The organism is Shinella sp. HZN7 (assembly GCF_001652565.1).
GTDB classification, from domain to species: Bacteria; Pseudomonadota; Alphaproteobacteria; order Rhizobiales; family Rhizobiaceae; genus Shinella; species Shinella granuli.
In genome coordinates this window covers 1,841,374-1,865,605 of the sequence record NZ_CP015736.1, presented here as the reverse complement: position 1 = coordinate 1,865,605, position 24,232 = coordinate 1,841,374, and the positions used below count along the sequence as shown (strand labels likewise).

At 65.6% G+C, this 24,232-nt stretch carries 29 protein-coding genes, 1 tRNA gene and 1 riboswitch; of the genes, 13 read left to right on the top strand and 17 right to left on the bottom strand.

The features are described from left to right. Positions 1-126: 126 nt before the first annotated feature. Both gcvT and shn_RS09045 read right to left on the bottom strand, forming a co-directional pair. A complete protein-coding gene (gene gcvT, locus shn_RS09050; RefSeq protein ID WP_371328604.1) occupies positions 127-1,200 on the bottom strand; it encodes a glycine cleavage system aminomethyltransferase GcvT in 1,074 nt (357 codons plus the stop codon). A 224-nt stretch (positions 1,201-1,424) separates the two neighbouring features. Further along, positions 1,425-1,526, bottom strand: a riboswitch (glycine riboswitch). 156 nt (positions 1,527-1,682) lie between these two features. Beyond that, positions 1,683-1,958, bottom strand: coding sequence for a hypothetical protein (locus shn_RS09045; RefSeq protein ID WP_145925888.1), 276 nt, complete (start codon positions 1,956-1,958; stop codon positions 1,683-1,685). Between the two features lie 224 nt (positions 1,959-2,182). Here shn_RS09045 and shn_RS09040 point away from each other — a divergent pair, with 224 nt between their 5' ends. The 6 genes from shn_RS09040 (at position 2,183) to shn_RS09015 (ending at position 6,225) form a co-directional block, all read left to right on the top strand. Further along, positions 2,183-2,419 (top strand): Lrp/AsnC ligand binding domain-containing protein, encoded by a 237-nt coding sequence (locus shn_RS09040; protein WP_024271053.1) that lies wholly within the window; start codon positions 2,183-2,185, stop codon positions 2,417-2,419. A gap of 71 nt (positions 2,420-2,490) precedes the next feature. Next, positions 2,491-3,483 (top strand): RluA family pseudouridine synthase, encoded by a 993-nt coding sequence (locus shn_RS09035; RefSeq protein WP_064330091.1) that lies wholly within the window; start codon positions 2,491-2,493, stop codon positions 3,481-3,483. After that, positions 3,483-4,148: an HAD-IA family hydrolase gene (locus tag shn_RS09030; protein ID WP_064330090.1), complete on the top strand. Its 666-nt coding sequence runs from the start codon at positions 3,483-3,485 to the stop codon at positions 4,146-4,148. The genes shn_RS09035 and shn_RS09030 overlap by 1 nt, the downstream gene beginning before the upstream one ends. Then, positions 4,141-4,926, top strand: a complete 786-nt coding sequence (locus shn_RS09025; RefSeq protein ID WP_064330089.1) for an ATP12 family chaperone protein — start codon at positions 4,141-4,143, stop codon at positions 4,924-4,926. The genes shn_RS09030 and shn_RS09025 overlap by 8 nt, the downstream gene beginning before the upstream one ends. 177 nt (positions 4,927-5,103) lie before the next feature. Beyond that, a complete protein-coding gene (locus tag shn_RS09020) occupies positions 5,104-5,754 on the top strand; it encodes a hypothetical protein (protein ID WP_145925887.1) in 651 nt (216 codons plus the stop codon). A gap of 87 nt (positions 5,755-5,841) precedes the next feature. Then, positions 5,842-6,225, top strand: a complete 384-nt coding sequence (locus tag shn_RS09015) for a DoxX family protein (protein WP_064330087.1) — start codon at positions 5,842-5,844, stop codon at positions 6,223-6,225. A gap of 20 nt (positions 6,226-6,245) precedes the next feature. Here shn_RS09015 and shn_RS09010 read toward each other — a convergent pair whose 3' ends face one another. The 7 genes from shn_RS09010 to shn_RS08980 form a co-directional block, all read right to left on the bottom strand. Beyond that, positions 6,246-6,560, bottom strand: a complete 315-nt coding sequence (locus shn_RS09010; RefSeq protein ID WP_064330086.1) for a multidrug efflux SMR transporter — start codon at positions 6,558-6,560, stop codon at positions 6,246-6,248. Positions 6,561-6,817: 257 nt separating this feature from the next. Next, the gene (fghA, locus tag shn_RS09005) at positions 6,818-7,651 is read right to left on the bottom strand and encodes an S-formylglutathione hydrolase (RefSeq protein ID WP_064330085.1); all 834 of its coding nucleotides are present in this window, start codon (positions 7,649-7,651) and stop codon (positions 6,818-6,820) included. Positions 7,652-7,670: 19 nt separating this feature from the next. Next, positions 7,671-8,327, bottom strand: a complete 657-nt coding sequence (locus tag shn_RS09000; RefSeq protein ID WP_064330084.1) for a DUF1345 domain-containing protein — start codon at positions 8,325-8,327, stop codon at positions 7,671-7,673. Further along, complete coding sequence (locus shn_RS08995; protein WP_064330083.1) at positions 8,324-8,785, bottom strand: YaiI/YqxD family protein; 462 nt, start codon at positions 8,783-8,785, stop codon at positions 8,324-8,326. Before shn_RS08995 ends, shn_RS09000 begins: the two co-directional genes overlap by 4 nt. Before the next feature lie 39 nt (positions 8,786-8,824). Next, positions 8,825-9,250, bottom strand: coding sequence for a GNAT family N-acetyltransferase (locus shn_RS08990; RefSeq protein WP_064332512.1), 426 nt, complete (start codon positions 9,248-9,250; stop codon positions 8,825-8,827). Positions 9,251-9,285: 35 nt separating this feature from the next. After that, complete coding sequence (locus tag shn_RS08985) at positions 9,286-10,413, bottom strand: S-(hydroxymethyl)glutathione dehydrogenase/class III alcohol dehydrogenase (protein WP_064332511.1); 1,128 nt, start codon at positions 10,411-10,413, stop codon at positions 9,286-9,288. An 82-nt stretch (positions 10,414-10,495) separates the two neighbouring features. Beyond that, on the bottom strand, positions 10,496-10,900 hold the full coding sequence (locus tag shn_RS08980) for a helix-turn-helix domain-containing protein (RefSeq protein ID WP_064332510.1): 405 nt from the start codon (positions 10,898-10,900) through the stop codon (positions 10,496-10,498). 143 nt (positions 10,901-11,043) lie between these two features. Between shn_RS08980 and shn_RS08975 the strand changes: the two genes are divergently transcribed. Both shn_RS08975 and shn_RS08970 read left to right on the top strand, forming a co-directional pair. Next, positions 11,044-11,994 (top strand): DMT family transporter, encoded by a 951-nt coding sequence (locus shn_RS08975; protein WP_064330082.1) that lies wholly within the window; start codon positions 11,044-11,046, stop codon positions 11,992-11,994. Positions 11,995-12,083: 89 nt separating this feature from the next. Beyond that, complete coding sequence (locus shn_RS08970) at positions 12,084-13,328, top strand: hypothetical protein (RefSeq protein WP_064332509.1); 1,245 nt, start codon at positions 12,084-12,086, stop codon at positions 13,326-13,328. Here shn_RS08970 and lipB read toward each other — a convergent pair. Continuing rightward, positions 13,301-14,047, bottom strand: a complete 747-nt coding sequence (gene lipB, locus shn_RS08965; protein WP_064332508.1) for a lipoyl(octanoyl) transferase LipB — start codon at positions 14,045-14,047, stop codon at positions 13,301-13,303. The two genes, shn_RS08970 and lipB, sit on opposite strands and share 28 nt — an antisense overlap. Before the next feature lie 194 nt (positions 14,048-14,241). On the opposite strand from lipB, the gene shn_RS08960 reads away from it, so the two are divergent. Further along, positions 14,242-14,326: transfer RNA gene (locus tag shn_RS08960), tRNA-Leu, on the top strand. A 91-nt stretch (positions 14,327-14,417) separates the two neighbouring features. On the opposite strand, the gene shn_RS08955 is transcribed toward shn_RS08960, so the two are convergent. Both shn_RS08955 and shn_RS08950 read right to left on the bottom strand, forming a co-directional pair. After that, a complete protein-coding gene (locus shn_RS08955) occupies positions 14,418-14,666 on the bottom strand; it encodes a DUF982 domain-containing protein (RefSeq protein ID WP_064330081.1) in 249 nt (82 codons plus the stop codon). A gap of 104 nt (positions 14,667-14,770) precedes the next feature. Next, the gene (locus shn_RS08950) at positions 14,771-15,265 is read right to left on the bottom strand and encodes a peptide deformylase (protein ID WP_064330080.1); all 495 of its coding nucleotides are present in this window, start codon (positions 15,263-15,265) and stop codon (positions 14,771-14,773) included. Between the two features lie 304 nt (positions 15,266-15,569). Here shn_RS08950 and mgtE point away from each other — a divergent pair, with 304 nt between their 5' ends. Further along, a complete protein-coding gene (mgtE, locus tag shn_RS08945) occupies positions 15,570-17,000 on the top strand; it encodes a magnesium transporter (RefSeq protein WP_064330079.1) in 1,431 nt (476 codons plus the stop codon). Between the two features lie 116 nt (positions 17,001-17,116). Beyond that, positions 17,117-17,503 (top strand): MerR family DNA-binding transcriptional regulator, encoded by a 387-nt coding sequence (locus shn_RS08940; RefSeq protein ID WP_023514262.1) that lies wholly within the window; start codon positions 17,117-17,119, stop codon positions 17,501-17,503. Between the two features lie 7 nt (positions 17,504-17,510). On the opposite strand, the gene shn_RS08935 is transcribed toward shn_RS08940, so the two are convergent. The 3 genes from shn_RS08935 to shn_RS08925 all read right to left on the bottom strand — a co-directional run bounded on the left by shn_RS08935 (position 17,511) and on the right by shn_RS08925 (position 19,793). Next, positions 17,511-17,984: an isoprenylcysteine carboxylmethyltransferase family protein gene (locus shn_RS08935; protein WP_064330078.1), complete on the bottom strand. Its 474-nt coding sequence runs from the start codon at positions 17,982-17,984 to the stop codon at positions 17,511-17,513. Between the two features lie 4 nt (positions 17,985-17,988). Further along, complete coding sequence (locus tag shn_RS08930; protein ID WP_084437874.1) at positions 17,989-19,008, bottom strand: DUF1624 domain-containing protein; 1,020 nt, start codon at positions 19,006-19,008, stop codon at positions 17,989-17,991. Between the two features lie 95 nt (positions 19,009-19,103). Continuing rightward, entirely contained in the window at positions 19,104-19,793 is a 690-nt protein-coding gene (locus tag shn_RS08925; RefSeq protein ID WP_064330077.1) for a DUF599 domain-containing protein, read from the bottom strand. 576 nt (positions 19,794-20,369) lie between these two features. Between shn_RS08925 and shn_RS08920 the strand changes: the two genes are divergently transcribed. Both shn_RS08920 and shn_RS08915 read left to right on the top strand, forming a co-directional pair. Next, complete coding sequence (locus shn_RS08920; RefSeq protein ID WP_064330076.1) at positions 20,370-21,770, top strand: L-serine ammonia-lyase; 1,401 nt, start codon at positions 20,370-20,372, stop codon at positions 21,768-21,770. Positions 21,771-21,846: 76 nt separating this feature from the next. After that, positions 21,847-22,284, top strand: a complete 438-nt coding sequence (locus shn_RS08915) for a DUF1489 family protein (protein WP_064330075.1) — start codon at positions 21,847-21,849, stop codon at positions 22,282-22,284. Positions 22,285-22,296: 12 nt separating this feature from the next. Here the strand turns inward: shn_RS08915 and shn_RS08910 are convergent, their stop codons facing one another. Beyond that, positions 22,297-22,569 (bottom strand): hypothetical protein, encoded by a 273-nt coding sequence (locus tag shn_RS08910; protein WP_064332506.1) that lies wholly within the window; start codon positions 22,567-22,569, stop codon positions 22,297-22,299. A 165-nt stretch (positions 22,570-22,734) separates the two neighbouring features. Then, a complete protein-coding gene (locus shn_RS08905) occupies positions 22,735-24,183 on the bottom strand; it encodes a D-alanyl-D-alanine carboxypeptidase (protein ID WP_084437872.1) in 1,449 nt (482 codons plus the stop codon). Positions 24,184-24,232: the final 49 nt, after the last annotated feature.

Sequence of the window (24,232 nt, the reverse complement as noted above, 5' to 3'; positions counted from 1 at the left end):
ATCCGCCTGCCGGCACCTTCGCCCCGCAAGCGGTGCGAAGGAACCTGCCGCGCCCTCGCGTCTCCCTTGCCCCGCTTGCGGGGAGAGGGCGGGGTGAGGGCAATAGCTGGGCGGATCGGGTCATGGTCAGCGCTTGAAGGTGTTTTTCACGAAAGGCATCGCCGCCACGGTGATGGGCAGGAATTTTCCGCGCACGCCGGCATAGAGCTGCGTGCCGGGCGCGATGGCGGATTTGGTAACGTAGCCCATGGCGACGGGGCCGTCGGCATTCGGGCCGAAGCCACCGGAGGTGACGGTGCCGACGACGTCCTCGCCCTCGGCGTCGGTGGCGAGCACCGCACCGCCGCGCACCGGCGCACGGCCCTCCGCCTTCAGGCCGACGCGGCGGCGGGATGCGCCGTTTTCGAGCTGGTCGAGGATGACGGCCGCGCCCGGAAAGCCGCCGGCGCGCGCGCCGCCCGTGCGGCGCACCTTCTGGATGGCCCATTCGAGACCGGCTTCTACCGGGGTCGTCGTCGTGTCGATGTCGTTGCCGTAGAGGCAGAGACCGGCTTCGAGACGCAGCGAATCGCGCGCGCCAAGGCCGATCGGCAGCACGTCCGGATGGTCGAGCAGGCGGCGACAGACCGCTTCGGCAAGGCTGGCGGGAATGGAGATCTCGAACCCGTCCTCGCCCGTATAGCCCGAGCGCGAGACGATGCAGTCGGCATCGTGCAGGTCGCAGGCGCGCACGTCCATGAAGCGCATGGAGGAGACGTCCGCCCACAGTTCGGCGAGCACGGCCTCGGCATGCGGGCCCTGCAGCGCGATGAGGGCGCGGTCGTCGTGTAGCGTCAGCTCGCAGGTGTCGCCGATCTTCGCCTGCATATGGGCGAAATCCGCCTCCTTGCAGGCGGCGTTGACGACGACGTAGAAATGGTCGCCGCGATTGGCGATCATCAGGTCGTCGAGGATGCCGCCCGCGTCATTGGTGAAGAGGGCGTAGCGCTGGCGGCCCTCGCCGAGGCCGAGGACATCGACCGGCACCAGCGTCTCCAGCGCACGGGCGGCGTCCGCATTGTCGCCGGAGCGGGCACGCACGGTGACCTGGCCCATATGGGACACGTCGAAGAGGCCGGCGCTCGCGCGGGTATGCAGATGTTCCTTCATCACGCCGGCGGCATATTGCACCGGCATCTCGTAGCCGGCGAACGGCACCATGCGGGCGCCGAGCGAAATGTTCAGCGCATGAAGTGGGGTTTTCTTGAGTTCAGACGATCCGTCCAAAAGGCGCCCTCCAGTCCTGTGGCGCCCCCTATCCAACGGGCACCGGCTCACAATCCCGGCGCTTTCGCGCCGCTCTCCTGAGCCCCCTCTGTCCCTTCGCCTGAGATTGTTATCCCTTCGGCGAGCGCTCGAAAAACGCTTCTCTCCAGAGTTCCGACGGCACCTTGCTGGTCCTTTTGCCTGAGAGTTTCCGGGGCGGTTGCTCCTTCGGCACCGGCCATGCCCTTGGTCGGGCGGCCGGCTTCTCCCAGCGAGGTCGCCCCCAGATAACGGCGTTGCCTGCGCTTTGGCAAGAGCGTTGCGTCGCTCCCAAGCGAATTTTTGTCGTAGCGGGAAAGGGCCGGGGAAAGAGGCTGCGAAAAGAAAAAGCCCCGAGGGGGCCTGAGGTCGCAGGACGGCTGTTTCCGAGGGGAGGATCAGGCCGATTCCGGCAAGGCGGGCAGCTCGTTCTCGTCATAGAGGCGCTGCGCCTCGGCAACCGTCACCTGCGGCGCGCCTCCGGGACCGGTGATCAAGGCCAGGGCGAGGGCCGGCGGATGGATGACGTTGAGCGCGGCGATCGCGCGGGCATCCCCGCGCACCTTCGCATCCTCGCTCCAGGCGTGGATGCGCTCCTCGAAAAGCGTGTTCGCACGCGTCTGCGACCGCATCCCCTGCGATGCATAGGCGGCCGTTGCCGGCGAAACTGTCACGATCTGTGTCATGGCGTTCAACGGAGTTGGTTTTCGTTGTCGCAATTTAACAGTTGCATCTTTCCGGTGTATGAATTGCCATGGTTGCATTTTCATCGAATTTTAACGGTCTGTACGATTATCGGCCGGCCTTGCCTTTGCCGGCGGAATTCCGCCATAAGAGATGTGGAACGCCGCCGGAATCGGGCGGGAACAAGCATGCCGCCGATGGCGCGGGAGGACCGATGAAGCCGATTTTCGTGCAATTGCAATGCGCTCCGGGCAAGACTTACGAGGTCGCCGATGCGCTTTACGCTACGGAACTCATTTCGGAGCTCTATTCGACGAGCGGCGACTACGACCTTCTCCTGAAGATCTATGTCGACAGCGAGGAGGATATCGGCAAGTTCATCAACGACCACGTTGCCTCCATCCCGGGCATCGTGCGCTCGCTGACGACGCTGACCTTCCGCGCATTCTGACGCGCGCCGTTTCCAATATTCCCCTTCGCCCGTTCTTGCGCTAAAGCACGGCGCAACGAAAGAAGGCGAAGATGGCAGGCATCGAACATAAGCAGGTGGAGAATGACGAGGCGGGCATGCGGCTCGACCGGTGGTTCAAGGTCCACTATCCGGGCCTCGGCTTCGGCCAGTTGCAGAAGCTGCTGCGCTCCGGCCAGGTGCGCGTCGATGGCGGTCGCGCCAAGAGCGACACCCGCATCCAGCCCGGCCAGATGGTCCGCATCCCGCCGATGGACGTGGATGCCAAGGGGCCGAAGGCCGGCCCCATCGCCGGCCGCGACCTGAAACATTCCCCCGATGGCGAACTGCTCGCCCGCATGCTGCTGCATGAGGACGACAAGGTCTTCGTGCTCAACAAGCCGGCGGGCATCGCCGTGCAGGGCGGCTCGGGCGTCACCCGGCACATCGACAAGATGCTGGAAGCCTGGACGAACCAGAAGGGCGAGAAACCGCGCCTCGTGCACCGCCTCGACCGCGACACGTCGGGCGTGCTCGTCATCGCCCGCACGCGCGGCGCCGCGCAGAAGCTGACCGCCGCCTTCCGCGAGCGCGACACCAAGAAGACCTACTGGTCGCTGGTCAAGGGCGTGCCGAAGAAGCGCGAGGACAAGATCTCGACCTGGCTGGTGAAGGAGCAGACGCCTGACGGCGACCGCATGCGCATCGCCAAACATGGCGAGGACGGTGCGGACCACGCCGTTTCCTTCTACCGCGTCGTCGAGCAGGCGGGGCAGAATTTTGCCTGGCTGGAGATGGAGCCCTATACCGGGCGCACGCACCAGCTCCGCGTGCACGCCGCCCATATCGGCCACCCGATCCTCGGCGACCCGAAATATTTCGACGCGGACGTCAACTGGAGCTTTCCGGGCGGCGTGCAGAACCGCCTGCATCTCCATGCCCGCCATATCGACATCCCGCACCCGTCCGGCGGGCGCCTGCGCGTCACCGCGCCGCTGCCGCCGCACATGGTGCAGACCTGGAACCTCTTCGGCTTCGACCAGAACGCGGCGGACGAGGAAGACTGATGCGGCTCGTCCTTTTCGATTGCGACGGCACGCTGGTCGACAGCGTCAACCTGATCCATGAGGTCATGGCGCGCACCTTCGTCGATTTCGGCTTCGCACGGCCGGATATCGCGCAAACCAAGGCGATCATCGGCCTGACGCTCGACATCGCCATCGCCCGCATGCAGGGCAAGCCGCATGTCGACGACGAGGCGCTGGCGATGACCGCGCATTACAAGGCGGCCTATTCCGGCGTGCGCGCCGAACCCGGCTTCCAGGAGCCGCTCTTTCCGGGCATCGCCACGATGATGGCGCGGCTGGAGCGGCAGGACGACCTGATCCTCGGCGCGGTGACGGGAAAGTCCCGCCGCGGCCTCGATCTCATCCGCGCCGCACACGGCTTCGACAAGACCTTCTTCGTCTCGCGCACGGCCGACGACTGCCCCTCCAAGCCGCACCCGGCCATGGTGACGGAATGCTGCAGCGAGGCGGGCGTGGATGCTGTGCGCACGGTTGTCATCGGCGATGCGGTCTACGATATGCAGATGGCGAAGGCGGCGGGCGCGAAGGCGATCGGCGTTTCCTGGGGCTATGCCACCGTGCCCGAACTGGTCGAGGCCGGCGCGGACCACATCCTGCGCACGCCCGCCGACCTTCTCGAATGGCTGGAGATTTCCGATGCGTGACATCCTGAGCGACCTTTCCGATACGATGAGCGATCCCGATCCGGTGCGCCGCGCGCAGATCCAGATGAAGCGCCCGTTGCCGAAGCGGTTCTACAAGGCCGTCTCGACGGACGAGGCGGAGGAGGGCCACCGCATCCTGCTCGACGGCCGCCCGGTGCGCACGCCCGGCAAGAAGCTGCTCGCCGTGCCGGCCAGGCCGATCGCCGACCGTCTCGTTGCCGAATGGGACGGGCAGGGCGAGGAGATCGACCCGGCGAAGATGCCGGTGACGCGGCTCGTCAACACGGCCGTCGACGGCGTCGCGGAGAATTTCGATGCGGTCTTCGAGGAGATCGTGCGCTTTGCCGGCACGGACATGCTCTGCTACCGCGCGGATTCGCCGGCCGGGCTGGTCGAGCGGCAGCGCGAGGGCTGGGATCCGGTCATCCGCTGGGCGGCCGATGCAAGGGGCGCGCGCTTCATCCTCGTCGAAGGCGTGATGCACCAGGAACAGCCGGCCCCGGCGATCGAGGCCTTTTCCGCCGCGCTTGCCGCCTTCCGCGATCCGCTGGCGCTCGCCTGCCTGCACACGGTGACGACGCTCACCGGCTCGGCGCTGCTGGCGCTGGCGCTTGCCGAGAACGTCGTCGACGCCGACCGCGCCTGGACGCTCGCCCATGTCGACGAGGACTGGCAGATCGAGCATTGGGGCACGGACGAGGAGGCCTTCCGCCGGCGCGAGCTGCGCCGCGCGGAAATGGACGTCGCCGCCGCCGTGCTTGCGGAAATTCCACGCTGAAAAGACTTTGTTAAGAGGTCCGCACCATTTTGGCACGCGGCCGAAATCCGACATGGAGCAGTTCCGGTGAAATCCGGTTTACCGGAATTGCTCTAAACGCCTGTTTTTATCGCATTGTCCTGCGCCGGAGCGATGCCGCCTCGGCGGGAAATGCTCCAGCATACCGGTATCGAGTTCATGCAGTTCCTTGTTCGCACGCTTCTTTCCGCCACCCTTCTCCTTTCCACGCCCTTTGCCGCCAGCGCCGACGAGGCCTTTCCGGTCCGTGATATCCGCAAGATCGTGGTGAGCGGCGACGACAGCGCGTCCGCCACGGTGCTGAAGCGCATCGGCGAGCACCTGAAGCGGGCCGCCAGGGCGACGCGCCGGACCGTCGCGATCGACCCGGCGACGATGGATGTGCGGGTCTCCGGCGTCCGGGAGGGCAGCAATGGCCAGAGCACTGCGCGGGTGACGGTGACCTTGTCCGGCCCCGGCGCATCGTCGAAGAGGACGCTGACGATCAACAGCTTCATGCCGCAGCAGAAGGGCCGCGATGCGGCGCTGGGCGATGCCATCGCCAGGCGCGTGGCGCTCGCCTATCATCTGGCGCCGGTCGCAGGTGCCAAGGCGCCCGAGGGCAAGCGCCCGGGCAAGGGTCGCAAACATGCCGGCGGCAAGCGCCGCACGGCGACCACCACGTCCGTCCAGTCCTATTCGGGCGGGCAGGACCGCCCGCTCGTCATCCCCACCGAGGCGGCGCTGAACGTGCGCTCGCGCGCGCTGCCGGAAGGCTCGACGAAGAAGGTTGCACCCTGCGTCGTCACGCAGGCGATCAGCTGCGACTGATCGCCTGGCCGGGAGCGGCGACCAGGCGAAACCGGACAGCAAGCGTGATAGCATCCTCCTTTCGTTGAAACGGAGGGAGTGAACGGCATGTTCGAGGGATTATCGGCCTATCGGCCGCAGGCGCTGGCGGCGCTGCGCATCATGACGGCGCTGCTCTTCATCGAGCACGGCACGCAGAAATTCTTCAATTTCCCGCCGTCGGATCAGCCCTTCGGCGACCTGATGAACCTGATCGGGCTGGCCGGCGCGCTGGAGATCGCCGGCGGCCTTTTGATCCTGCTCGGCCTCTTCACGCGGCCGGCGGCCTTCGTGCTCTGCGGCTTCATGGCGGTCGCCTATTTCATGGCGCATGCGCCGCAGAGCTTCTTTCCGATCAACAATCGCGGCGACGCCGCGATCCTGTTCTGCTTCGTCTTCCTTTACCTGACAGCCGCAGGGCCGGGCGCCTTCGCCCTCGACAATCGCCGTTAGAACAACTGCGGACGATTGCTCTAGGCCGCGAATTTCAGGCCGAGGATGCCGGTGACGATGAGGGCGATGCAGCCCATGCGGATGGCCGTCACCGGCTCGGCGAAGAGAAAGATGCCGAGCATCACGGTGCCGACCGTGCCGATGCCGGTCCAGATCGCATAGGCGGTGCCGATCGGCAGCGTCTTCACGGCAAGGCCGAGCAGGACGATGGAAACGACCATCGAGCCGGCGGTGAGGGCCGTCGGCAGGGGTCTGGTGAAGCCGTCGGTATATTTGAGGCCGATCGCCCAGCCGATTTCGAACAGGCCGGCGAGGGTGAGGTAGATCCAGGGCATTGCCCACTCCGTATCAAGGGAGCGAGGCCGTCCCCGCATTCGTGACCGGATGTCATCCGGCGGTAGCCGTCTACCGGGACGCACTATACCGCTGTCGCGGGGAAGGGCAAGGACGGGGTCGGCATGCCAGCCATGCGCCCCCGCCATGGCGATGGCTTAGAGCATTTCCGCTTTTCTCCGAATCGCGAAACGCTCTATCTGTTTGTTTTCACGCAATTCCGGACGCAAAACCGCTCCGCACTTTTGCTGGAATTGCTCTAGCTGAGACGCTCGGCATGCCACTTCAGGTGATCGTCCATGAAGGTGGAGATGAAATAGTAGGAGTGGTCGTAGCGCTCGTGCATGCGCAACGTCAGCCCGATATCCGTCTCCTTGACCGCCGCCTCGAAGAGCCAGGGGCGCAGGCCGTTTTCCAGGAAGCCGTCCGCCTTGCCCTGGTCGATGAGGAATTCCGGAAACCGGGCGCCATCGGCGACGAGCGCGCAGGCATCGTATTGCCGCCACGCCGCCCTGTCGGCGCCGAGATACTTTTCGAAGGCCGGGGCCGACCAGTCGGCGGTGGACGGCTCGACGATCGGCGCGAAGGCCGAGCAGCTCCTGAAGCGCTCCGGGTTCTTGAGCGCGATCGTCATGGCGCCGTGGCCGCCCATCGAATGGCCGAAAATGCCCTGGCGCGCCATGTCCATGCGGAAATGCTGGCTGACGAAATTGGGCAGCTCCTCCGTCACGTAGCTGTACATCTGGTAGTGTTCCGCCCAGGGCGCCTCGGTCGCATCGAGATAGAAGCCGGCGCCCTTGCCCATCTGCCAGTTGGTGATTTCGTCCGGTACGTCGTTGCCACGCGGGCTGGTGTCCGGGCAGACGACGATAAGGCCGAGTTCGGCGGCCATGCGCCGGTATTCGCCCTTCTCCATGACATTGGCATGGCTGCAGGTGAGGCCGGACAGATACCAGAGCACGGGACGCGGCTCGTGGATCGCCTGCGGCGGCACGAAGACGGCGAAGGTCATCTCGCATTTGCACGCCTCGGAATCGTGGGCGAACACGCCCTGCATGCCGCCGAAGGCCGTGTTCTGGGAAAGCACTTTCATCTGGAAACTCCGCATGGGTTCAGGAAGCGAGCGACACCGCCGCATTGACGGCGGCGGCGACCAGCACCGTGTTGAAGAAGAAGGAAACGATCGCGTGCAGCAGGTTGACCTTGCGCATCGCCGTCGAGGTGATGGCGACGTCCGAGGTCTGCGCGGTCATGCCGATCACGAAGGCGAAATAGAGGAAATCGTAGGCACCGGGCGCGGCCTTGCCGGGAAAATCGAGGCCCCGGCCGGTGTCGGGGTCCGTTTCCGCGCTGCCGGGGCGCCAGTAGAGATGGGCATAGTGCATGGCCGCCATGGTGTGGATGGTGAGCCAGCCGAGTGCGACGGAGGCGAAGGCGAGCACGAATTCGCCGCTAGAGACGGCGGGCCGGTTGAGCACCACGAAGAGCGAGCCCGTGGAAACGGCGACGGCCGCAAAGGTGACGGCGAAGATGACCGCGACCGGCTCGTCCGTGTCCGTCGCATAATGTTCGAGATGGGCGGCGGTCAGGCGCGGCACGCGCCAGGCGGTCAAGAGCAGATAGCAGAGGAAGAAGACGACAACCGCGGTACCGATGGCGAAATCCGGCTCGAACCAGAGCGCAGGTGCAAGGCCGAGCGCCGCCGCGCCGATGCCGACATAGAAGGGCAGGTGCCTGCCGTAGATCCTCGGCCCCGGCGCGCTTTTCATGGGGACGGGCCAGCCTGCGCGTTCTTTGCCCGGCGGCAGAGCCGGTCGAGCATTTCGAGGAAGGCGGAGCGGTCGCGCGGGGAGAAGGCGGCATTGTAGCCCTTGCTCTCGCCCGTTTCGCGCAGATGCGCGCCGAGGTCGCGCATGGCGCTCGCCATGCCGATATTGGTCTTGTCGAAGAGGCGGCCGGTGGGGCCGGTGACATGCGCGCCCTTCTCGACGCAGCGCACGGCCAGCGGCACGTCGGCCGTCACGACGATGTCGTCGGCGCCGGCATGATCGGCGATCCAGTTGTCCGCCGCGTCGAAGGCACCCGAGACGATGACGTTGCGCACCATCGGGTCGCGCGACGGGCGCAGGCCCGAATTGGCGACGAAGGTCACCGCCATGCCATGGCGTTCCGCCACCTTGAGGATTTCGGCCTTTACCGGGCACGCATCCGCGTCAACGTAAATCATGGCGCCGTAATTTCCTGTATGTCGTGGTTCCGCACAGGCTCAAGAATGGCCGGCAGGACGCTGCATGTCGATATGGCGAATACCATCCTCGACATATTCCCCCGATGTCGGCGCGAAACCCAAGGATCGGTAGAAGTGCTCCAGATGGCCTTGCGCGGAAAGGGCGATGGGTTGCCCCGGAAAATGCGCCTCGCAGGCCGATATCGCTTCGTGCATCAGAGCCTCGCCGAGGCGTTTGCCCCGGTGTCCGGGCGAAACGAGGACGCGGCCGATGCGCGGCGCCTTGTTCTCCGGTTGCCACAGGCGCGCATAAGCGGCCGTCTCGCCGTTGATCAGCAGCCGCAGATGCAGCGCGTCCTCATCCTTGCCGTCGAGTTCGGGATAGGCGCAGGCCTGCTCCACGACGAAGACATCGACGCGCAGCCTCAAGAGAGCATAAAGCTCGACGGCGGAAAATGCTGCCATCCTCCGCACGTCGATTGTATAGGGAACCGTGTCCGTCAATAGACCACGACGCCGCGGATGGACTTTCCGGAATGCATGAGCTCGAAGCCCTCGTTGATGTCGTCGAGCGGCATGGTGTGGGTGATCATCGGGTCGATCTGGATCTTGCCCTCCATGTACCAGTCGACGATCTTCGGCACGTCCGTGCGCCCGCGCGCGCCGCCGAAAGCCGTACCCATCCACTGGCGGCCGGTGACGAGCTGGAACGGACGCGTCGAGATTTCCTGCCCCGCGCCGGCAACGCCGATGATCACCGACTTGCCCCATCCGCGATGGGCCGATTCCAGCGCCTGGCGCATCACCTTCGTGTTGCCCGTGCAGTCGAACGTGTAGTCCGCCCCGCCGATCAGGTCGCCGTTCCGCTTCGTCAGGTTGACGAGATAGGGCACGATGTCGCCGTCGACCTCCTTCGGATTGACGAAATGCGTCATGCCGAACTTCTCGCCCCAGGCCTTGCGGTCCGGGTTGATGTCGACGCCGATGATCATGTCTGCGCCGGCAAGGCGAAGGCCCTGCAGGACGTTGAGGCCGATGCCGCCGAGGCCGAAGACGATGGCGGTGGAGCCGATCTCGACCTTGGCCGTGTTGATGACGGCGCCGATGCCGGTCGTGACCCCGCAGCCGATGTAGCAGATCTTGTCGAAGGGGGCGTCCGGATTGACCTTGGCGAGCGCGATCTCCGGCAGCACCGTGTAGTTCGCGAAGGTCGAGCAGCCCATATAGTGGTGGATCTTGTCCTTGCCGATGGAGAAGCGCGAGGTGCCGTCGGGCATCAGGCCCTGGCCCTGGGTGGCGCGGATGGCGGTGCACAGGTTCGTCTTGCGGGAAAGGCAGGAATAACATTCGCGGCATTCGGGCGTGTAGAGCGGGATGACGTGATCGCCCTTCTTCACCGAAGTGACGCCGGGACCGACATCGACGACGATGCCGGCGCCCTCATGGCCGAGGATGGCGGGGAAGAGGCCTTCCGGGTCGGCGCCCGACAGGGTGAAGTCGTCGGTGTGGCAGATGCCCGTCGCCTTCACCTCGACCAGCACCTCGCCGGCGCGCGGGCCTTCGAGCTGCACGGTCATGATTTCCAGTGGTTTTCCAGCCTGAACGGCAACGGCGGCGCGTACGTCCATCTTCGTCTCCCTATGCGGATTCTGTGTCGGGCCGACCATTGCAGAGCAGGTCCGGCCTCTCAAGTGCGGTTTCCGGAAAAAATCAGCCCTGATCTTTTTTGATCAATTTTGCGACCTCGGCTTCGAGCACGGCGATCGCCTTGCCGGCCTGGTCGTGCAACTTATGGATTTCCTGCAACTGTCGCATGAGCGGATGCAGGTGCTCCTCGCCGGAGGGGTCCGACGGCGCCTCGCCGATGCCGGCGATCAGCCAGGAGGGGGAGACCGAGAGAACGCCGGCCAGCATGAACAGCGCCTTCGTCTCCGGCTCGGCATGGTCGCGCTCCCAGCCGCTCACCGTGCCCTCGGGCAGGCCGAGGCGGGCGGCGAGGTCTTCCAGGCCGAGGCCCAGCGCATCGCGCGCGCGCCAGATGCGCCCGCCGAGCGTGTCGCCGTCGGCGCGGCCCGAAGGGAAGGGGATGGTGTTGCTCTCGCCGGGAAAGGTCATCGCGGCCTCCATTGTCCTTGCCGCAAGTCTACAGGCAAGGCGCAAGGCCGGGCTACCTCAAATGCGCCGCCCCGATGACGCGATTTCCGGCATTGCCAGTGTGCGGAAAAGGACTATGCAGAGGCGAACGAAGGAGTCGCAGCATGAACACCACGGCCAGCACCACCGATCCGTCGGGCGCCGGCACGATGCAGGGCGTGGCGCTGATGGCGGTCGCCATGCTGCTCCTGCCCTGCATGGATGCCATCGCCAAATACATGGCGACCTTCGCAGACATGTCGCCGGGCCAGGTGACGTTCTACCGCTTCTTCTTCCAGGTGGTCTGCACGATCCCGCTGATCTTCACGGCGGCCGGCAGCGCCATGCTGCGGCCGAAGCGGCCGTGGCTCAACCTGTTGCGCGGCGCGATCCACGGGGCGGCGAGCCTTCTCTTCTTCGCAGCGGTGAAATACATGCCGCTTGCCGACGTCTTCGCGATCTATTTCGTCGAACCCTTCATCCTGACCGCCATGTCCGCGGCCTTCCTCGGCGACAGGGTCGGCTGGCGGCGCTGGCTCGCCATCGTCGTCGGCTTCGGCGGGGCGCTGATCGTCATCCAGCCGAGTTTCGTGCTGTTCGGCTGGACGGCGCTGCTGCCGGTCGCCTGCGCCTTCCTCTATTCCATCTATCTCTTCATGAACCGCGCGATCGGCAATGCCGATTCGCCGCTGACCATGCAGACCATCGCGGGCTTCGGCGGCACGATCTTCATGGGCGCGGCGCTCTTCCTCGGCTCCTCCGCCGGCATCGCCGATTTCGAACCCTCGCTGCCGGGCTCGCTCTTCGGCCTCGTCCTGCTCGTCATCCTCGGCGCGCTCTCCGGCTATGCCCACATGCTCGTGGTTCGCGCCTTCCGCATGGCGCCGCTCTCGCTGCTCGCCCCGTTCCAGTATTTCGAGATCATCTCGGCGACCGTGCTCGGCTATGCCATCTTCGGCGACTTCCCGACCCCCTCGAAATGGCTGGGCATCGCCATCATCGTCGCCTCGGGCCTCTTCATCATCTGGCGCGAGCACAGGAGCCGCAAGCTCAGGGCCGACATCGCCTTCGACTGACAGGTTTTTCACGCCGGGGAACCTTAACATTTGTTAGGAGATTGCCGTTAGCCTCGATGCCACCTGCCATGACGGCCGGGGAGGACGGCATGTCGACATCGGTTTCGGTGATCCTGCTTCTGGCGATCAATCTCGGCCTGATCTGGCTGCTGATCGCCGCACCGGTCGGTCGCCGGACATTGCAGATAACCCGCATCTTCAAGGCCCCGCCACCGCGAATCGCCGCCCTCGTCAGCCCGTTCGGCAGGCAGGCAGACTGGCATCCCTCGGTCATCTCCAGCGAAAGGCTGTCGGCCGACCGCGTCCGGCAGACCTTTTCCCATCCCGACCGGCGCGGAAACCCGATCATCCGCACGCTGGCGGTCAACGAGGCGGCGGAGGCGGACAACATCGCCTGCGAAACGCGGGTGATCGAGGACAGCGCGCTCGATGCCGCCTTCTGGAAAAACTATGTGGAGCGGCGCACGCTGCGCCCGGTGCCGGGCGGCACGGCCCTGACCGTCGAGCAGACCGACCGCTACCGCGGCGTCGCCTTCCTCCTCTTCCGCTACATCCAGCTCCGCCGGGAGATGAAGGCGCTCGAACAATGGCTGGAGACCGGGAGCGGCGAGGTGCGGGGCGTGCTGGAGCGCCCGGCGACGCAGGCGGGGCTTGCGGTGCTCTCCACCCTGCTGCTCTGGCCGTTCTTCGGGCTGAACGCGCGGGGCCTGCTGCTGTCGACCCTGCTGACGGTGGTGATCGTCCTCCACGAGCTCGGCCACATGGCCGCCTACCGCACCTTCGGGCACCGGCGGGTGCGCATGATCTTCGTGCCGCTGCTCGGCGGCATCGCCGTCGGCGGGCGGCCGTACAATTCGCGATTCGAGGTGGCGGTCTGCGCCCTGATGGGCGCCGGCATGCCGGCTTTCCTCGTGCCGCCGCTCATCGCGCTGCACGATGCGGCGGGCCATCCGTCGGATGCCGTATTGCTGATCTTCCTGCTGATTCTCGGCGCCTTCAATCTCCTGAACCTCCTGCCCATGCACCGGTTCGACGGCGGGCAGGTGCTGCGGCAGGTCTTTTCGAGCAGGCTCGGTCTTCTGGCGGCCAGTTTTCTCGTGACGCTCGCGATCCTCTGGGTGGGCTGGCGGATCGGCCTGCCGGTCGGCCTGCTGATCGCCGGCCTTGCGGTCTTCACCGTGCTGAGCCTCATCGGCGCGGGCGGCGTGAAGCCGCGGATGGCGCTCGACCCGATGACGGCGCCGCAGCGCCTGCTCGCCGGCTTCGGCCTCTACGCCGCCATCGTCCTGCACGGTTATGCGATCATCTACGCCTGCGACAGGCTGACGGGCTGACAGTCGGCCTCCGAAACAGTGGGGCCGAAGACGCGCTCGAACGAATCACGGATGCGCATGTCCACATCGCTCATCATGACGGGCAGGCCGAGGTCGACGAGGCTCGTCACGCCGTAGCCGCGGATGCCGCAGGGCACGATGCCGGAGAAATGGTCGAGATCCGGGTCGACATTGAGCGAGAAGCCGTGAAAGCTCACCCACCGCCGCAGGCGGATGCCGATGGCCGCCACCTTGTCCTCCGCCGGCGAACCGTCCGGCAGCGGCGGACGCTCCGGCCGGCGCACCCAGACGCCGACGCGGTCCTCGCGCCGCTCGCCACGGACATTCATCGCGGACAGCGCGTCGATGACGACCTCCTCCAGTGCCGCCACGAAGGCGCGCACGTCCTGCCGTCGCCGCTTGAGGTCCAGCATGACGTAGACGACCCGCTGGCCGGGGCCGTGATAGGTGTATTCGCCGCCGCGGCCCGTGGAAAACACCGGGAAGCGATCGGGCGCCACGAGGTCGGCCGCGTCGGCGCTGGTGCCGGCCGTATAGAGCGGGGGATGTTCGACCAGCCAGACGAGCTCGTCGGCCTCGCCGTTCGCGATCGCCGCCGCCTCCCTTTCCATGGTTTCGACCGCCTCGTCATAGGCGACGAGGTCCTGCGCGACGCGCCAGCGCACCGGCGGCGAGCCCGGAATGGCGAGAAGGGAGGTGGAAATGTCCTGACGCTGCATGAGGGCCGTCCTTTTCGTTCCTTTGTGCCAGATATAGGCGCGATCCTGCAAGGATTTCAGGGGTTTCAGGGTGTTTGCACAGGCTCTGTTGAAATTGTTCGCTTTTCGTCATTTTTCTTTCGCGACGGCCTTGTGCACCCCAAATGCTTTTGCTACATGCACCCCCGTCGCCGCAAGACGACGCCTACCACGATGCGGTCGTGGCGGAATTGGTAGACGCGCAGCGTTGAGGTCGCTGTGGGGCAACCCGTGGAAGTTCGAGTCTTCTCGACCGCACCAAAAAAACCCGGCTGAAAAGCCGGGTTTTTTGTTTTCGTTTCGTGTTTCGATTTGCGCGTGGTCCAACGGCACCGAAACGCTGGACCGTTTCTCAGGAAACGATCTGCACGCGGGCTTCCCGTGCTGCGGCAATGAAGGCGAGGCGGGCGCGGACGGCACTGCCGCGGCCCTCCAGCGCGCGGGCGCAGAAGGCGAGCGCCCGCTGGTAGGCCTTGCCGTAGGTTACCGGCCAGAGTTCGGCCAGGACATACATCGCGTTCCCGATATCCTCGATGAAACGCGGGCGCAGGGCGCCCGGCAGCAGGATGCCCAATTTTCGGTTCCAGTGGGTGGTCGGCATTGGTCTCGTCCCTTGCATTCGCGCGTTAGAATGCGGGGCGGGACCGATGGTTCCCAAAAAAAAATGCGAGGCGATTCCGCTTCGTGCAGAAGGGTTTGCGCGGCTCAGGCCTTGCCCTTGCTGTACTTCCTGACGATGCGCTCGCGCTTCAGCCGCGACAGGCGGTCGATCCAGAAGATGCCGTCGAGCTGGTCGATTTCGTGCTGCAGGCAGACCGCGAGCAGGCCGTCGGCCTCCTCCGTCTGCGGGGCACCGGAAAGATCCTGGTAGGCAAGGCGGATGCGGGCAGGGCGCTCCACCTCGTCGGTCACGCCGGGCATGGAGACGCTGCCTTCCGTATGGCGCTGCTTTTCCGGCGAGAACCATTCGATATGCGGGTTCACATAGGCCTTGAGCGAACCTGGTCCGTCGAGCTCGATCACCGTCAGCCGTTCGAGAATGCCGACATGGGCCGCGGTGATGCCGATGCCGGGGGCGGCCCGCATCGTGGCGGCGAGATCGTCGGCAAGCCTCGCCAGCCGTGCATCGAAGGTTTCGACCGCCTGGCAGGGAAGGCGGAGGCGCGAATCGGGGTAACGCAGGATGGGAAGGATCGCCATGGTTTCTCCGGATGCCGGTTGAGCCGCTTTCCTAGCCCGTTTGCGGCAAGGGGAAAACGCTGCACCGGCGCGAGGCGTCGCGATTCGTGTGATTTTCGTGAAATTGCAACAGCTTGCGAAAATTTTGCATCCGGCCGGCTTTTGCCGCTTTCGGCGATGGACCGACCGCGTTCTTTGCTTTAGCACGAGCAAAGCAGCGCATAAGCTTGAGCGGCGCGCTGCACCCGAACCCTCTACGCAATCCCTGTCGTCCCAGCGCCACCGACATGCCGGGCGGGACGAGCCCGATACAAGGAGCGGCCCGATGGACGACACCGGCGACGACGACCGTATCCATCGGGGACAGGCAGAGCACAGTACCTTCGACGGCGAGGACATCTATGCCGAGGACGGTTCGATCCGCTCGGACTTCCTCATGCATGTCGGCGCGGCGATCGCCGACCGCGACCTGCTGTTCCTGCGCCGGCACGTCGCGCGGCTGCACGAATCGGAAATGGGCGACCTGCTGGAAGCGATCCAGCCGGAGCAGCGCCGCCAGCTCGTCTCCCTGCTCGGCGACGACTTCGACCTTGCGGCGCTGACCGAGGTCGACGAGGCGATCCGCCTCGACATCGTCGAGCACATGCCGAACGAGCAGATCGCCGCCGCGCTCGGCGAGATGGATTCGGACGACGCCGTATACATCCTGGAAGACCTCGACCAGGAGGACCAGGAGGAGATCCTCTCCAAGCTGCCGTTCACCGAGCGCATCCGCCTGCGCCGCTCGCTGGACTATCCCGAAAGCACGGCCGGGCGCCGCATGCAGACCGAATTCGTCGCCGTGCCGCCGTTCTGGACGGTCGGCCAGACGATCGACTACCTGCGCGAGGATGCCGACCTGCCGGAAAGTTTTTCGCAGATCTTCGTCATCGACCCGACCTTCCGCCTGCTCGGCGCCATCGATCTCGACCGCGTGCTGCGCACCAAGCGCGGCACGAAGATCGAGGCGATCATGCGCGAGACGAACCATCCGATCCCGGCCGAGATGGACCAGGAAGAGGCCGCCCAGCTCTTCGAGCAGTACGACCTTCTCTCCGCCGCGGTCGTCGACGAGAACGGCCGCCTCGTCGGCGTCCTGACCATCGACGACGTGGTCGACGTCATCCAGGAAGAGGCCGAGGAAGACCTGATGCGCCTCGGCGGCGTTGGTGACGAGGAGCTGTCCGACACCACCATCGAGACCGTGCGCTCGCGCGCGCCCTGGCTGCTCGTCAATCTCCTGACGGCCTTCATCGCCGCCTCGGTGATCTCGCTCTTCGAGGCGACGATCGAGGAGATCGTGGCGCTCGCCGTGCTGATGCCCATCGTCGCCGGCATGGGCGGCAATGCGGGCTCGCAGACGATGACGGTCACCGTGCGGGCGCTGGCGACCCGCAATCTCGACATCCACAATGCCTGGCGCGTCGTGCGGCGCGAGGCGGGCGTCGGCCTGCTGCACGGCGTCGCCTTCGGCCTGATGATCGGCCTTGTGGCGGGCATCTGGTTCCATGATGCCAATATCGGCGGCGTCATCGCGGCGGCCATGCTGATCAACATGAGCGCGGCGGCGCTCGCCGGCATCGCCATTCCGCTCTTCCTCGACAAGGCGGGGGCGGATCCGGCCGTCTCCTCCGCGGTCTTCGTGACCGCCGTCACCGATATCGTCGGGTTCTTCGCCTTCCTCGGGATCGCGACCTGGTGGTTCGCCATCCGCTGAGGCTTTTCCGGGAACGCACGGTGCGATTTTGCGTTCGGATAGACGTCGAAAAGAGCGAAAATTGACTTATACGTAAAAGTCAATAAAATGCCCGCCCAGACGAGATCGGAGCAGGCGTGGACAAGTTTTATACCATAACCGAGCTGACGCGCGAATTCGGGGTTTCCACCCGCACGCTGCGCTTCTACGAGGACGAGGGGCTGATCAACCCCGAGCGCCGCGGCCGCACGCGTCTCTTCCGCCCGGCCGACCGCCGCCTCATCCAGGAAATCCTGCGCGGCCGGCGCATCGGTTTCACCATCGCCGAGATCCGCGACATCATCCGCGTCTACAAGGATCCGCCGGGCGAGGTCGGGCAGCTGGAATTGCTGATGGCGAAGGTCAGCGAAAAGCGTGACGAATTGCGCCAGAAGCGGCGCGACATCGAGGAGACGCTGGCCGAGCTCGACAATGTCGAGGAGGCCTGCCTCACCCGCCTCGCCGAAATCGGCGTCGGCACCTGAACCCTCGTCAGATCCAGCGCGTCGTTCCGTTGCAATAACGTTCGAAATCGATGCCGAAGCGCGAGAGCAGGTGCAGCTCCTCGCGCTTGATGGCGACGATGCTCGTCAGCACGGCGGCGATCATCGCCGTCACGATGCACCAGGGATTGAGCACCGCAAGGCCGATGCCGGCGGTCGCCAGCGTATAGCCGAGATAGATCGGGTTGCGGGTGAAGCGGTAGGGGCCGGACGTCACGAGATGGGTCGAGCAGCGGTTCGGAAGGATCGTCGTATGGCAGTCGAGCAGCGTGCGCATCGCCCAGACATCCAGCACGATGGCCATGAAGATCAGGAGACCGCCGGCCGTGCGGGCGATCCAGATGTTCGTCTCGGCCGCCGCGAGCGGAAAATACGCCTGGAGCAGGAAGGCCGCCGCGAGCGCCGCGCCGTAGATCAGCGGGGGCCAGGGAAAGGCGAGTGGCTTCATGCGATAGGCATTCATGATCCTACTCCTTCAGGTCGGTCTTCGTTTCCGCATCCATCGTGCATTGCGACGAGATCGCGGCGATGCGCTCGTCCTTCGTCACATCGATCGCACCGCGCGCAAGGTCGGTGAACAGGTTCTCTTCCGTCAGCCGGTCCAGCGTGCAGCCGCAGAAGCTCCGGCAGAACCCGTCGCCGCGCTCGCTTTCGCAGGCGCGCATGCAGCTCTTCGTATAACCGACGACGGGATCGGCTGCAGGCGCGGGCACCACGAGGGAGAAGCCGTAGACCAGTGTGATCAGCACGGGCTGATGGATAAGGTAGATGGCGAGACTGTGGCGGCCGGCCTTTTCCAGAAGGCTTTTCCACCAGACTTTCGTCTGACCTCCGAAGCCCGCGAGCCGCTCGGGAAGCGGGCTTGAAACGAAGAGCCTGCCGAGCACGATGCCGATGAGGACCGGCGCCAGCCAGGGCAGCAGCGGCACATAGTCGTTCGATCGCGGGATGTCGACCGAAAGCCCGACCCACCAGAGCGCCGGGTGATCGAAGAGTGGGGCGCGCAGATAGAAGGGCGCTGCGACGGCGGCGGCGGCGGCAAGCAGCGTCACGACGAGCGGCAGGCGCAGGAAGAAGAGGCCGACGAGGCTCGCCGCGGCGATGGCATGCAGGATGCCGAAGAAGATGAAGGTCTCCGGGAAGGCGAACCAGGTGGCAAGTGTGATCGCCGCCGCCGCCAGCCCGATCTTGCCGAGGCGGATGAGGAAGGGCCTTGCGCGCAAACCCTGGACATGGCCGAGCACCAGGCTGAAGCCGACGAGGAACAGGAAGGAACCGGCGATCAGCCGAGCAAAGATCTTCCAGCCGCCGGTCGTCGCCGTGTCCGGTTCGATATAGCCGAAGAAGCCGAGGTCCCAGGTGAAGTGGTAGACCGCCATGGCGACCAGTGCGAGGGCACGGAGCTGGTCGATCAGCGGGATGCGCGGAAGGCGGCGCGGTGCCGCGCCTTCTCCTGCCACATTGCCGTCAATCACCGTCGTCGTCATGGGTCGGGGTCGCCGCATTGCTTTGGTCCATGGGAGAATGTCACGCCAAGCTTGCGCCGGGCGGATGGCCGAAAGGTGGCCGTCGGGAGGGGACGTCAGTCGATCCGTTCGAGAACGGCGAGCCGCGCTTCGGAATAGAACTGCCGGCGCACGAGCACGATGATGATGCCGACGGTCGTCGCGATGAAGAGATAGGGGCTGACGAACCAGCCGAGATAGCCGATCGACAGGAAGATGGCGCGCAGCCCCATGTTGAAGTGTTTCGCCGCGAGGATGTTCATGCGGATGACCTTGTCGGCGGCAAGGTCGGCGCCGGCCGGGTCCTTGTGGATGTCGCCGCTCATCGGGATCGCGCCGAGCAGGATCGTGCAGTAGTTGAAGAGGCGGTAGGACCAGCCGAACTTGAAGAAGGCGTAGCCGAAGATGCCTGCGAGCCCGCCGACCTTCAGCTCGAAGCCGGCGCGGCTGCCCTGGAAGACCAGCGGCAGGTCGCTGAAGATGGCGAAGACCTGTTCCGTGGCGCCGAGCAGCGCGAAACAGCCGCCGAGCGCCAGGATCGAGGTGGAGGCGAAGAAGGCCGTGCCGTTCTGCAGGCCGGCCATGATCTGCGTGTCGATCATGCGCAGGTCGCGGTGCATCGCGTTGCGGATCCAGACGGCGCGCTGCGAGCTCATCGCCCGGGTGAGGCTGACACGGTCGAAGAATTTCGCCCGCTCCGTGATCCAGGAATATCCCGTCCACAGCAGGAGGAAGATGGCAAGGGCGACAAGATCCGATATGCTCATGGCAAGCGTTGTGCCACGGATTCGGCATTTTGCAAGCGTCGCCCGGACGCCCGCACGGGCCTGTTCAGACCTTGGGCGAAAAGGCGGCAATCCGCCGCCGCGGCCGTGCCGTCCAACCGTCTGATTTTGCGATATGTCATGCGCCTGGCGCGGGGCTCCTATGATCAGGACGCCTTGGTTTCGCCATCTTTCGCGATTGCGGTTTCATGAATTCTTCATTAAACAGGGCGCCGTGCAGGGCCGTCGCGGCCGTTGCAACGACATCTTCCAATCGGGGAAATCATGGAAAGTACCGTTCAGAAATCCTGCTGGGGCGTCACCGCCCGCGCAGTCCTCGGTTTTTGCGCAGTTCTGGTCATCGCCTATCTTTTCGGCGGCATCTGAAAACACCGGTCTGGCATCCTTACATGAACAGCGTGCTTCCCCGCGAAGCACGCTGTTTTTGTTTCGTGGCCTGTTGGAAGGGACATGTCGCGCAGGTAAAACCCGATGTCGGGAGATCGCCTTAAGTGCGCCGCATGATGACGTAGCTTCAGGGATCAGTGCGCCTGCCAAGGCAAGGGAGAAGTTCGGGACATGTTTCTTTCGGTATTCGATGTTTTCAAGATCGGGATCGGGCCGTCGAGCTCCCACACGATGGGACCGATGTCGGCCGCCAACCGCTTTCTCGACCTGATCCTCTCCGCCGACTGGCCGCGCCCGTCGGGCGCGCAGGTCACGGCGATCCGCATGAGCCTGCACGGTTCGCTCGCCTATACCGGCGTCGGCCACGGTTCCGACCGCGCCGTCATCCTCGGCCTGATGGGCGAGCGGCCCGATTCGGTCGATCCGGACCGCATGGACGCGATCGTCGCCGAGGTGGAGCGCACCGGCCGCATCACCCCGCCGGGCCATCCCGGCTATGCCTTCCGGCCGAAGGACGACCTGATCTTCGACAAGAAGAACCCGCTGCCCGGCCATGCCAACGGCATGACCTTCTCGGCCTATGACCGCGACGACCGGCTGCTCCTCAAGCGCATCTACTATTCCGTCGGCGGCGGCTTCGTCGTCACCGACACCGAACTGGAACAGATGCGCGCCAGCAAGGCGCGCTCCAGCGACAAGAAGGTGCCGTTCCCCTTCGCCTCGGCCAGGCAGATGCTGGATATGGCGGAACGCTCCGGCATGACGATCGCCCAGATGAAGCGCGCCAACGAGGAAGCCACCATGTCGCGCGAGGAGCTGGATGCCGGCCTCGACCGCATCTGGGGCGCGATGAAGAGCTGCATCGACCGCGGCCTCAAGAACGAGGGCATCATGCCGGGCGGGCTGAAGGTGCGCCGCCGCGCCCGCTCGATCCATGACAAGCTGCAGGAGGAGTGGCGCTCCAACAAGGCGAACCCGCTGCTCGCCAACGACTGGCTTTCCGTCTATGCCATGGCGGTCAACGAGGAGAATGCGGCGGGCGGGCGCGTCGTCACCTCGCCGACCAACGGCGCGGCCGGCGTGGTGCCCGCGACGATCCGCTACTACCTGCATTTCCATGAGGATGCCGACCAGGACGGCATTCGCGACTACCTGCTGACGGCGGCCGCCGTCGGCGGCATCATCAAGCACAATGCCTCGATCTCGGGCGCGGAAGTCGGCTGTCAGGGGGAGGTGGGCTCCGCCTCCGCCATGGCCGCCGCCGGCCTTGCCGCCGTGATGGGCGGCACGCCGGAGCAGGTGGAGAATGCCGCGGAAATCGCGCTGGAACACCATCTCGGCATGACCTGCGATCCCATTGCCGGCCTCGTGCAGGTGCCCTGCATCGAGCGCAACGCGCTCGGCGCGGTGAAGGCCGTGACGGCCGCCTCGCTCGCGCTCAAGGGCGACGGCGTGCATTTTGTGCCGCTCGACGCCTGCATCGAGACGATGCGCCAGACGGGCGTCGACATGAACGAGAAGTACAAGGAAACCTCCACCGGCGGTCTTGCCGTCAATGTGGTGGAGTGCTGAGGCTTTCGCCGCGAACGCTGTGGAGTGCGACACGGCGGCCCCTTGACCGGGCCGCCGCAAGAGCGTTCAAAGGGGCATGGCCCTGCATCTCATCAAACTCTGTGTCGGCGCGGACTCGATCGAGGACCTGCGCGAATGGGTGTCCGAACGCTCGCTGATCGCGATCGCGGCGGGCATGGAACCGCATTCGAGCCACATCACCCGCATGGTGCCCAAGCGCGAGCAGGACCTGCTCGACGGCGGCTCGCTCTATTGGGTGATCAAGGGCCAGGTGCAGGCGCGCCAGCGCCTGCTCGACATCAAGACCTTCACGGATGCCGACGGCATTTCGCGCTGCGAGCTGGTGCTCGGGCCGGAGGTCGTCGAGACCGAGCTGCAGCCGCGCCGCGCCTTCCAGGGCTGGCGCTACCTGACGGACGACGACGCGCCGCGCGACCTGAAGAACATGGGTGACGGGACGGCCGACCTGCCGCTGGAATTGCGGCGGGAACTCGCCGAACTCGGCCTGCTCTGAAGAATCCCGCGCTCAGCGCAGGCGCAGGCGAACCGGATGGCGGCGTTCGCTGACGCCGACATGGAGATGGATCCCGGCGGCCGGCTGGCCCGAGCGCCAGGCCCTGGCGCCGTGGGCGAGCAGCATGCCGACGAGATCCTTCGTCCTGTTGCGCGAACGGCCGAGCCCGATATCCGCGATCCGCATCGCCGCCTCGTGCAGCGGATGGAGCGTGCCCTTCAGCGACCTGCGCTTTTCCGCGCTGGCCGCGGGAGGGACATCGAACAGGTTCTCGTTCATCGCCATGATCTGCCTCGTACGCATTACCCAATCGAGGATGGCAGAGCCGCTTTCGCGGCATTCCGCCTGCCTTGCTCCGCAGTCCCGGGACGCACTACCTGTCCGGTGACGTTGCTGGGGCAAGGCGGTAGTTGAGGGAGCGCGCCGAACCGCCGGCGCGTCCGGTCGTTCTTACTGCTGGCTGGCCCAGCAGGCGAAACCCTTGCGCTTCAGCGCGTTGCAGGCTGCCGTTGCGCCGTTCTGGTTGTCGAAGCCGCCGAAGCGGGCGCGGAACAGCTGCTGGCTGCCGCTGTTGACGGCGACGGTGAAAGGCTGTGCGCTGGAAAGCGCCTTGCCACCCTGGCTCTTCGCCTTGGCAAGCAGATCCTGTGCCTGGCCCTTGTCGGGCGTCGCGCCGATCTGGATGACCCAGCCGGAGGGCACGGCATTCGAGACGACGGTGGAGGAGGTGGTCAGCTCGTCGAGCGAGCCGCCCGTATCGCCCTGTTCCGTCAGGTCCGCCGGCGGCACGGCGGCGTCGCGCTGGATCTTCAGCGTTGCGGCGAGCGCACGCTTGCCGACGACTTCCGAGCTCGACGTTGCGGCATAGGCCGTCTCGATGCGGGCCTCGTTGTAGCGATAGGTCGGGATCGGGCCGTTCTCCGGCAGGTCGAGGCTACCGGAAACCGATGCGGTCGTCGCCTTGCTGGCGACTTCGGCGGTCAACGTCGGCGCATCCTTGGTTTCGGCGATCAGGTCGCCGCTGCCGCGGCGCGAGGCCTTCGGCATGTAGGTGGCGATCAGCTTGCGCATCTGCTGGTCGCGGGCCGCACCCGAGCGGCCGCCGATGACGACGCCGACGACGCTGCGCCCGTCGGCCACGGCCGAGGTCACGAGGTTGTAGCCGGAAGCGCGGGTATAGCCGGTCTTGATGCCGTCGACGCCGCGCACGGTGCCGAGCAGCCGGTTGTGGCCGTTGATGGTCTGCTTGCCGAAGCGGAAGCTGCGGACCGAGAAATAATCGTAATATTGCGGGAAATGCTGGCGCAGCGCGATGCCGAGGCGGGCCTGGTCACGGGCGGTGGTCACCTGCGCCGTATTGGGAAGGCCGTTGGCGTTGCGGTAGACGGTGCGCGTCATGCCGAGCGCGCGCGCCTTCTGCGTCATCATGCGGGCGAAGCGCTCTTCCGAACCGCCGAGGAATTCGGCGAGCGCCGTGGAGGCGTCGTTCGCCGAGCGGGTGATGAGGCCGAGCATCGCCTGTTCGACGGTGATCGAATTGCCGGCGCCGACACCGAGCTTCGTCGGCGGCTCGCTCGCGGCGTTCTTGGAGAAGGGGACGCGGGTGTCGAGGCGGATCTTCCCGGCCTCCAGCGCCTCGAAGGTGAGGTACAGCGTCATCATCTTGGTGAGCGATGCGGGATAACGCAGCGCGTCCGCATCCTCGCTGTAGAGCACCTTGCCCGTCTTGGCGTCGATGACGATGCCGGAATATTTCGGATTGGCTTCTGCCGGTGTGGCGACGGCGACGGTGGCGACCATTCCGATCATCACCAGACCTTTCGCCGCAATGGCAAATGCCTGGCAGGAGCGGGGGAGGAAATCGAGGAATACGGAACGGGACACTACGTTACTCTTCATTCTCGGATTGCACATGTTGTCCGGGCGTGACCTGCCGGATCGACCATTT

What these genes read in the sequence shown, in the direction of transcription:
- gcvT (WP_371328604.1), bottom strand. Translation starts at nt 1,200, where the DNA reads ATGGTGCCGTTCGCCGGCTACGAGATGCCGGTGCAATATGCCGCCGGC.
- shn_RS09040 (WP_024271053.1), top strand. Translation starts at nt 2,183, where the DNA reads ATGAAGCCGATTTTCGTGCAATTGCAATGCGCTCCGGGCAAGACTTAC.
- shn_RS09035 (WP_064330091.1), top strand. Translation starts at nt 2,491, where the DNA reads ATGGCAGGCATCGAACATAAGCAGGTGGAGAATGACGAGGCGGGCATG.
- shn_RS09030 (WP_064330090.1), top strand. Translation starts at nt 3,483, where the DNA reads ATGCGGCTCGTCCTTTTCGATTGCGACGGCACGCTGGTCGACAGCGTC.
- shn_RS09025 (WP_064330089.1), top strand. Translation starts at nt 4,141, where the DNA reads ATGCGTGACATCCTGAGCGACCTTTCCGATACGATGAGCGATCCCGAT.
- shn_RS09020 (WP_145925887.1), top strand. Translation starts at nt 5,104, where the DNA reads ATGCAGTTCCTTGTTCGCACGCTTCTTTCCGCCACCCTTCTCCTTTCC.
- shn_RS09015 (WP_064330087.1), top strand. Translation starts at nt 5,842, where the DNA reads ATGTTCGAGGGATTATCGGCCTATCGGCCGCAGGCGCTGGCGGCGCTG.
- shn_RS09010 (WP_064330086.1), bottom strand. Translation starts at nt 6,560, where the DNA reads ATGCCCTGGATCTACCTCACCCTCGCCGGCCTGTTCGAAATCGGCTGG.
- fghA (WP_064330085.1), bottom strand. Translation starts at nt 7,651, where the DNA reads ATGAAAGTGCTTTCCCAGAACACGGCCTTCGGCGGCATGCAGGGCGTG.
- shn_RS09000 (WP_064330084.1), bottom strand. Translation starts at nt 8,327, where the DNA reads ATGAAAAGCGCGCCGGGGCCGAGGATCTACGGCAGGCACCTGCCCTTC.
- shn_RS08995 (WP_064330083.1), bottom strand. Translation starts at nt 8,785, where the DNA reads ATGATTTACGTTGACGCGGATGCGTGCCCGGTAAAGGCCGAAATCCTC.
- shn_RS08990 (WP_064332512.1), bottom strand. Translation starts at nt 9,250, where the DNA reads ATGGCAGCATTTTCCGCCGTCGAGCTTTATGCTCTCTTGAGGCTGCGC.
- shn_RS08985 (WP_064332511.1), bottom strand. Translation starts at nt 10,413, where the DNA reads ATGGACGTACGCGCCGCCGTTGCCGTTCAGGCTGGAAAACCACTGGAA.
- shn_RS08980 (WP_064332510.1), bottom strand. Translation starts at nt 10,900, where the DNA reads ATGACCTTTCCCGGCGAGAGCAACACCATCCCCTTCCCTTCGGGCCGC.
- shn_RS08975 (WP_064330082.1), top strand. Translation starts at nt 11,044, where the DNA reads ATGAACACCACGGCCAGCACCACCGATCCGTCGGGCGCCGGCACGATG.
- shn_RS08970 (WP_064332509.1), top strand. Translation starts at nt 12,084, where the DNA reads ATGTCGACATCGGTTTCGGTGATCCTGCTTCTGGCGATCAATCTCGGC.
- lipB (WP_064332508.1), bottom strand. Translation starts at nt 14,047, where the DNA reads ATGCAGCGTCAGGACATTTCCACCTCCCTTCTCGCCATTCCGGGCTCG.
- shn_RS08955 (WP_064330081.1), bottom strand. Translation starts at nt 14,666, where the DNA reads ATGCCGACCACCCACTGGAACCGAAAATTGGGCATCCTGCTGCCGGGC.
- shn_RS08950 (WP_064330080.1), bottom strand. Translation starts at nt 15,265, where the DNA reads ATGGCGATCCTTCCCATCCTGCGTTACCCCGATTCGCGCCTCCGCCTT.
- mgtE (WP_064330079.1), top strand. Translation starts at nt 15,570, where the DNA reads ATGGACGACACCGGCGACGACGACCGTATCCATCGGGGACAGGCAGAG.
- shn_RS08935 (WP_064330078.1), bottom strand. Translation starts at nt 17,984, where the DNA reads ATGAATGCCTATCGCATGAAGCCACTCGCCTTTCCCTGGCCCCCGCTG.
- shn_RS08930 (WP_084437874.1), bottom strand. Translation starts at nt 19,008, where the DNA reads ATGACGACGACGGTGATTGACGGCAATGTGGCAGGAGAAGGCGCGGCA.
- shn_RS08925 (WP_064330077.1), bottom strand. Translation starts at nt 19,793, where the DNA reads ATGAGCATATCGGATCTTGTCGCCCTTGCCATCTTCCTCCTGCTGTGG.
- shn_RS08920 (WP_064330076.1), top strand. Translation starts at nt 20,370, where the DNA reads ATGTTTCTTTCGGTATTCGATGTTTTCAAGATCGGGATCGGGCCGTCG.
- shn_RS08915 (WP_064330075.1), top strand. Translation starts at nt 21,847, where the DNA reads ATGGCCCTGCATCTCATCAAACTCTGTGTCGGCGCGGACTCGATCGAG.
- shn_RS08910 (WP_064332506.1), bottom strand. Translation starts at nt 22,569, where the DNA reads ATGGCGATGAACGAGAACCTGTTCGATGTCCCTCCCGCGGCCAGCGCG.
- shn_RS08905 (WP_084437872.1), bottom strand. Translation starts at nt 24,183, where the DNA reads ATGAAGAGTAACGTAGTGTCCCGTTCCGTATTCCTCGATTTCCTCCCC.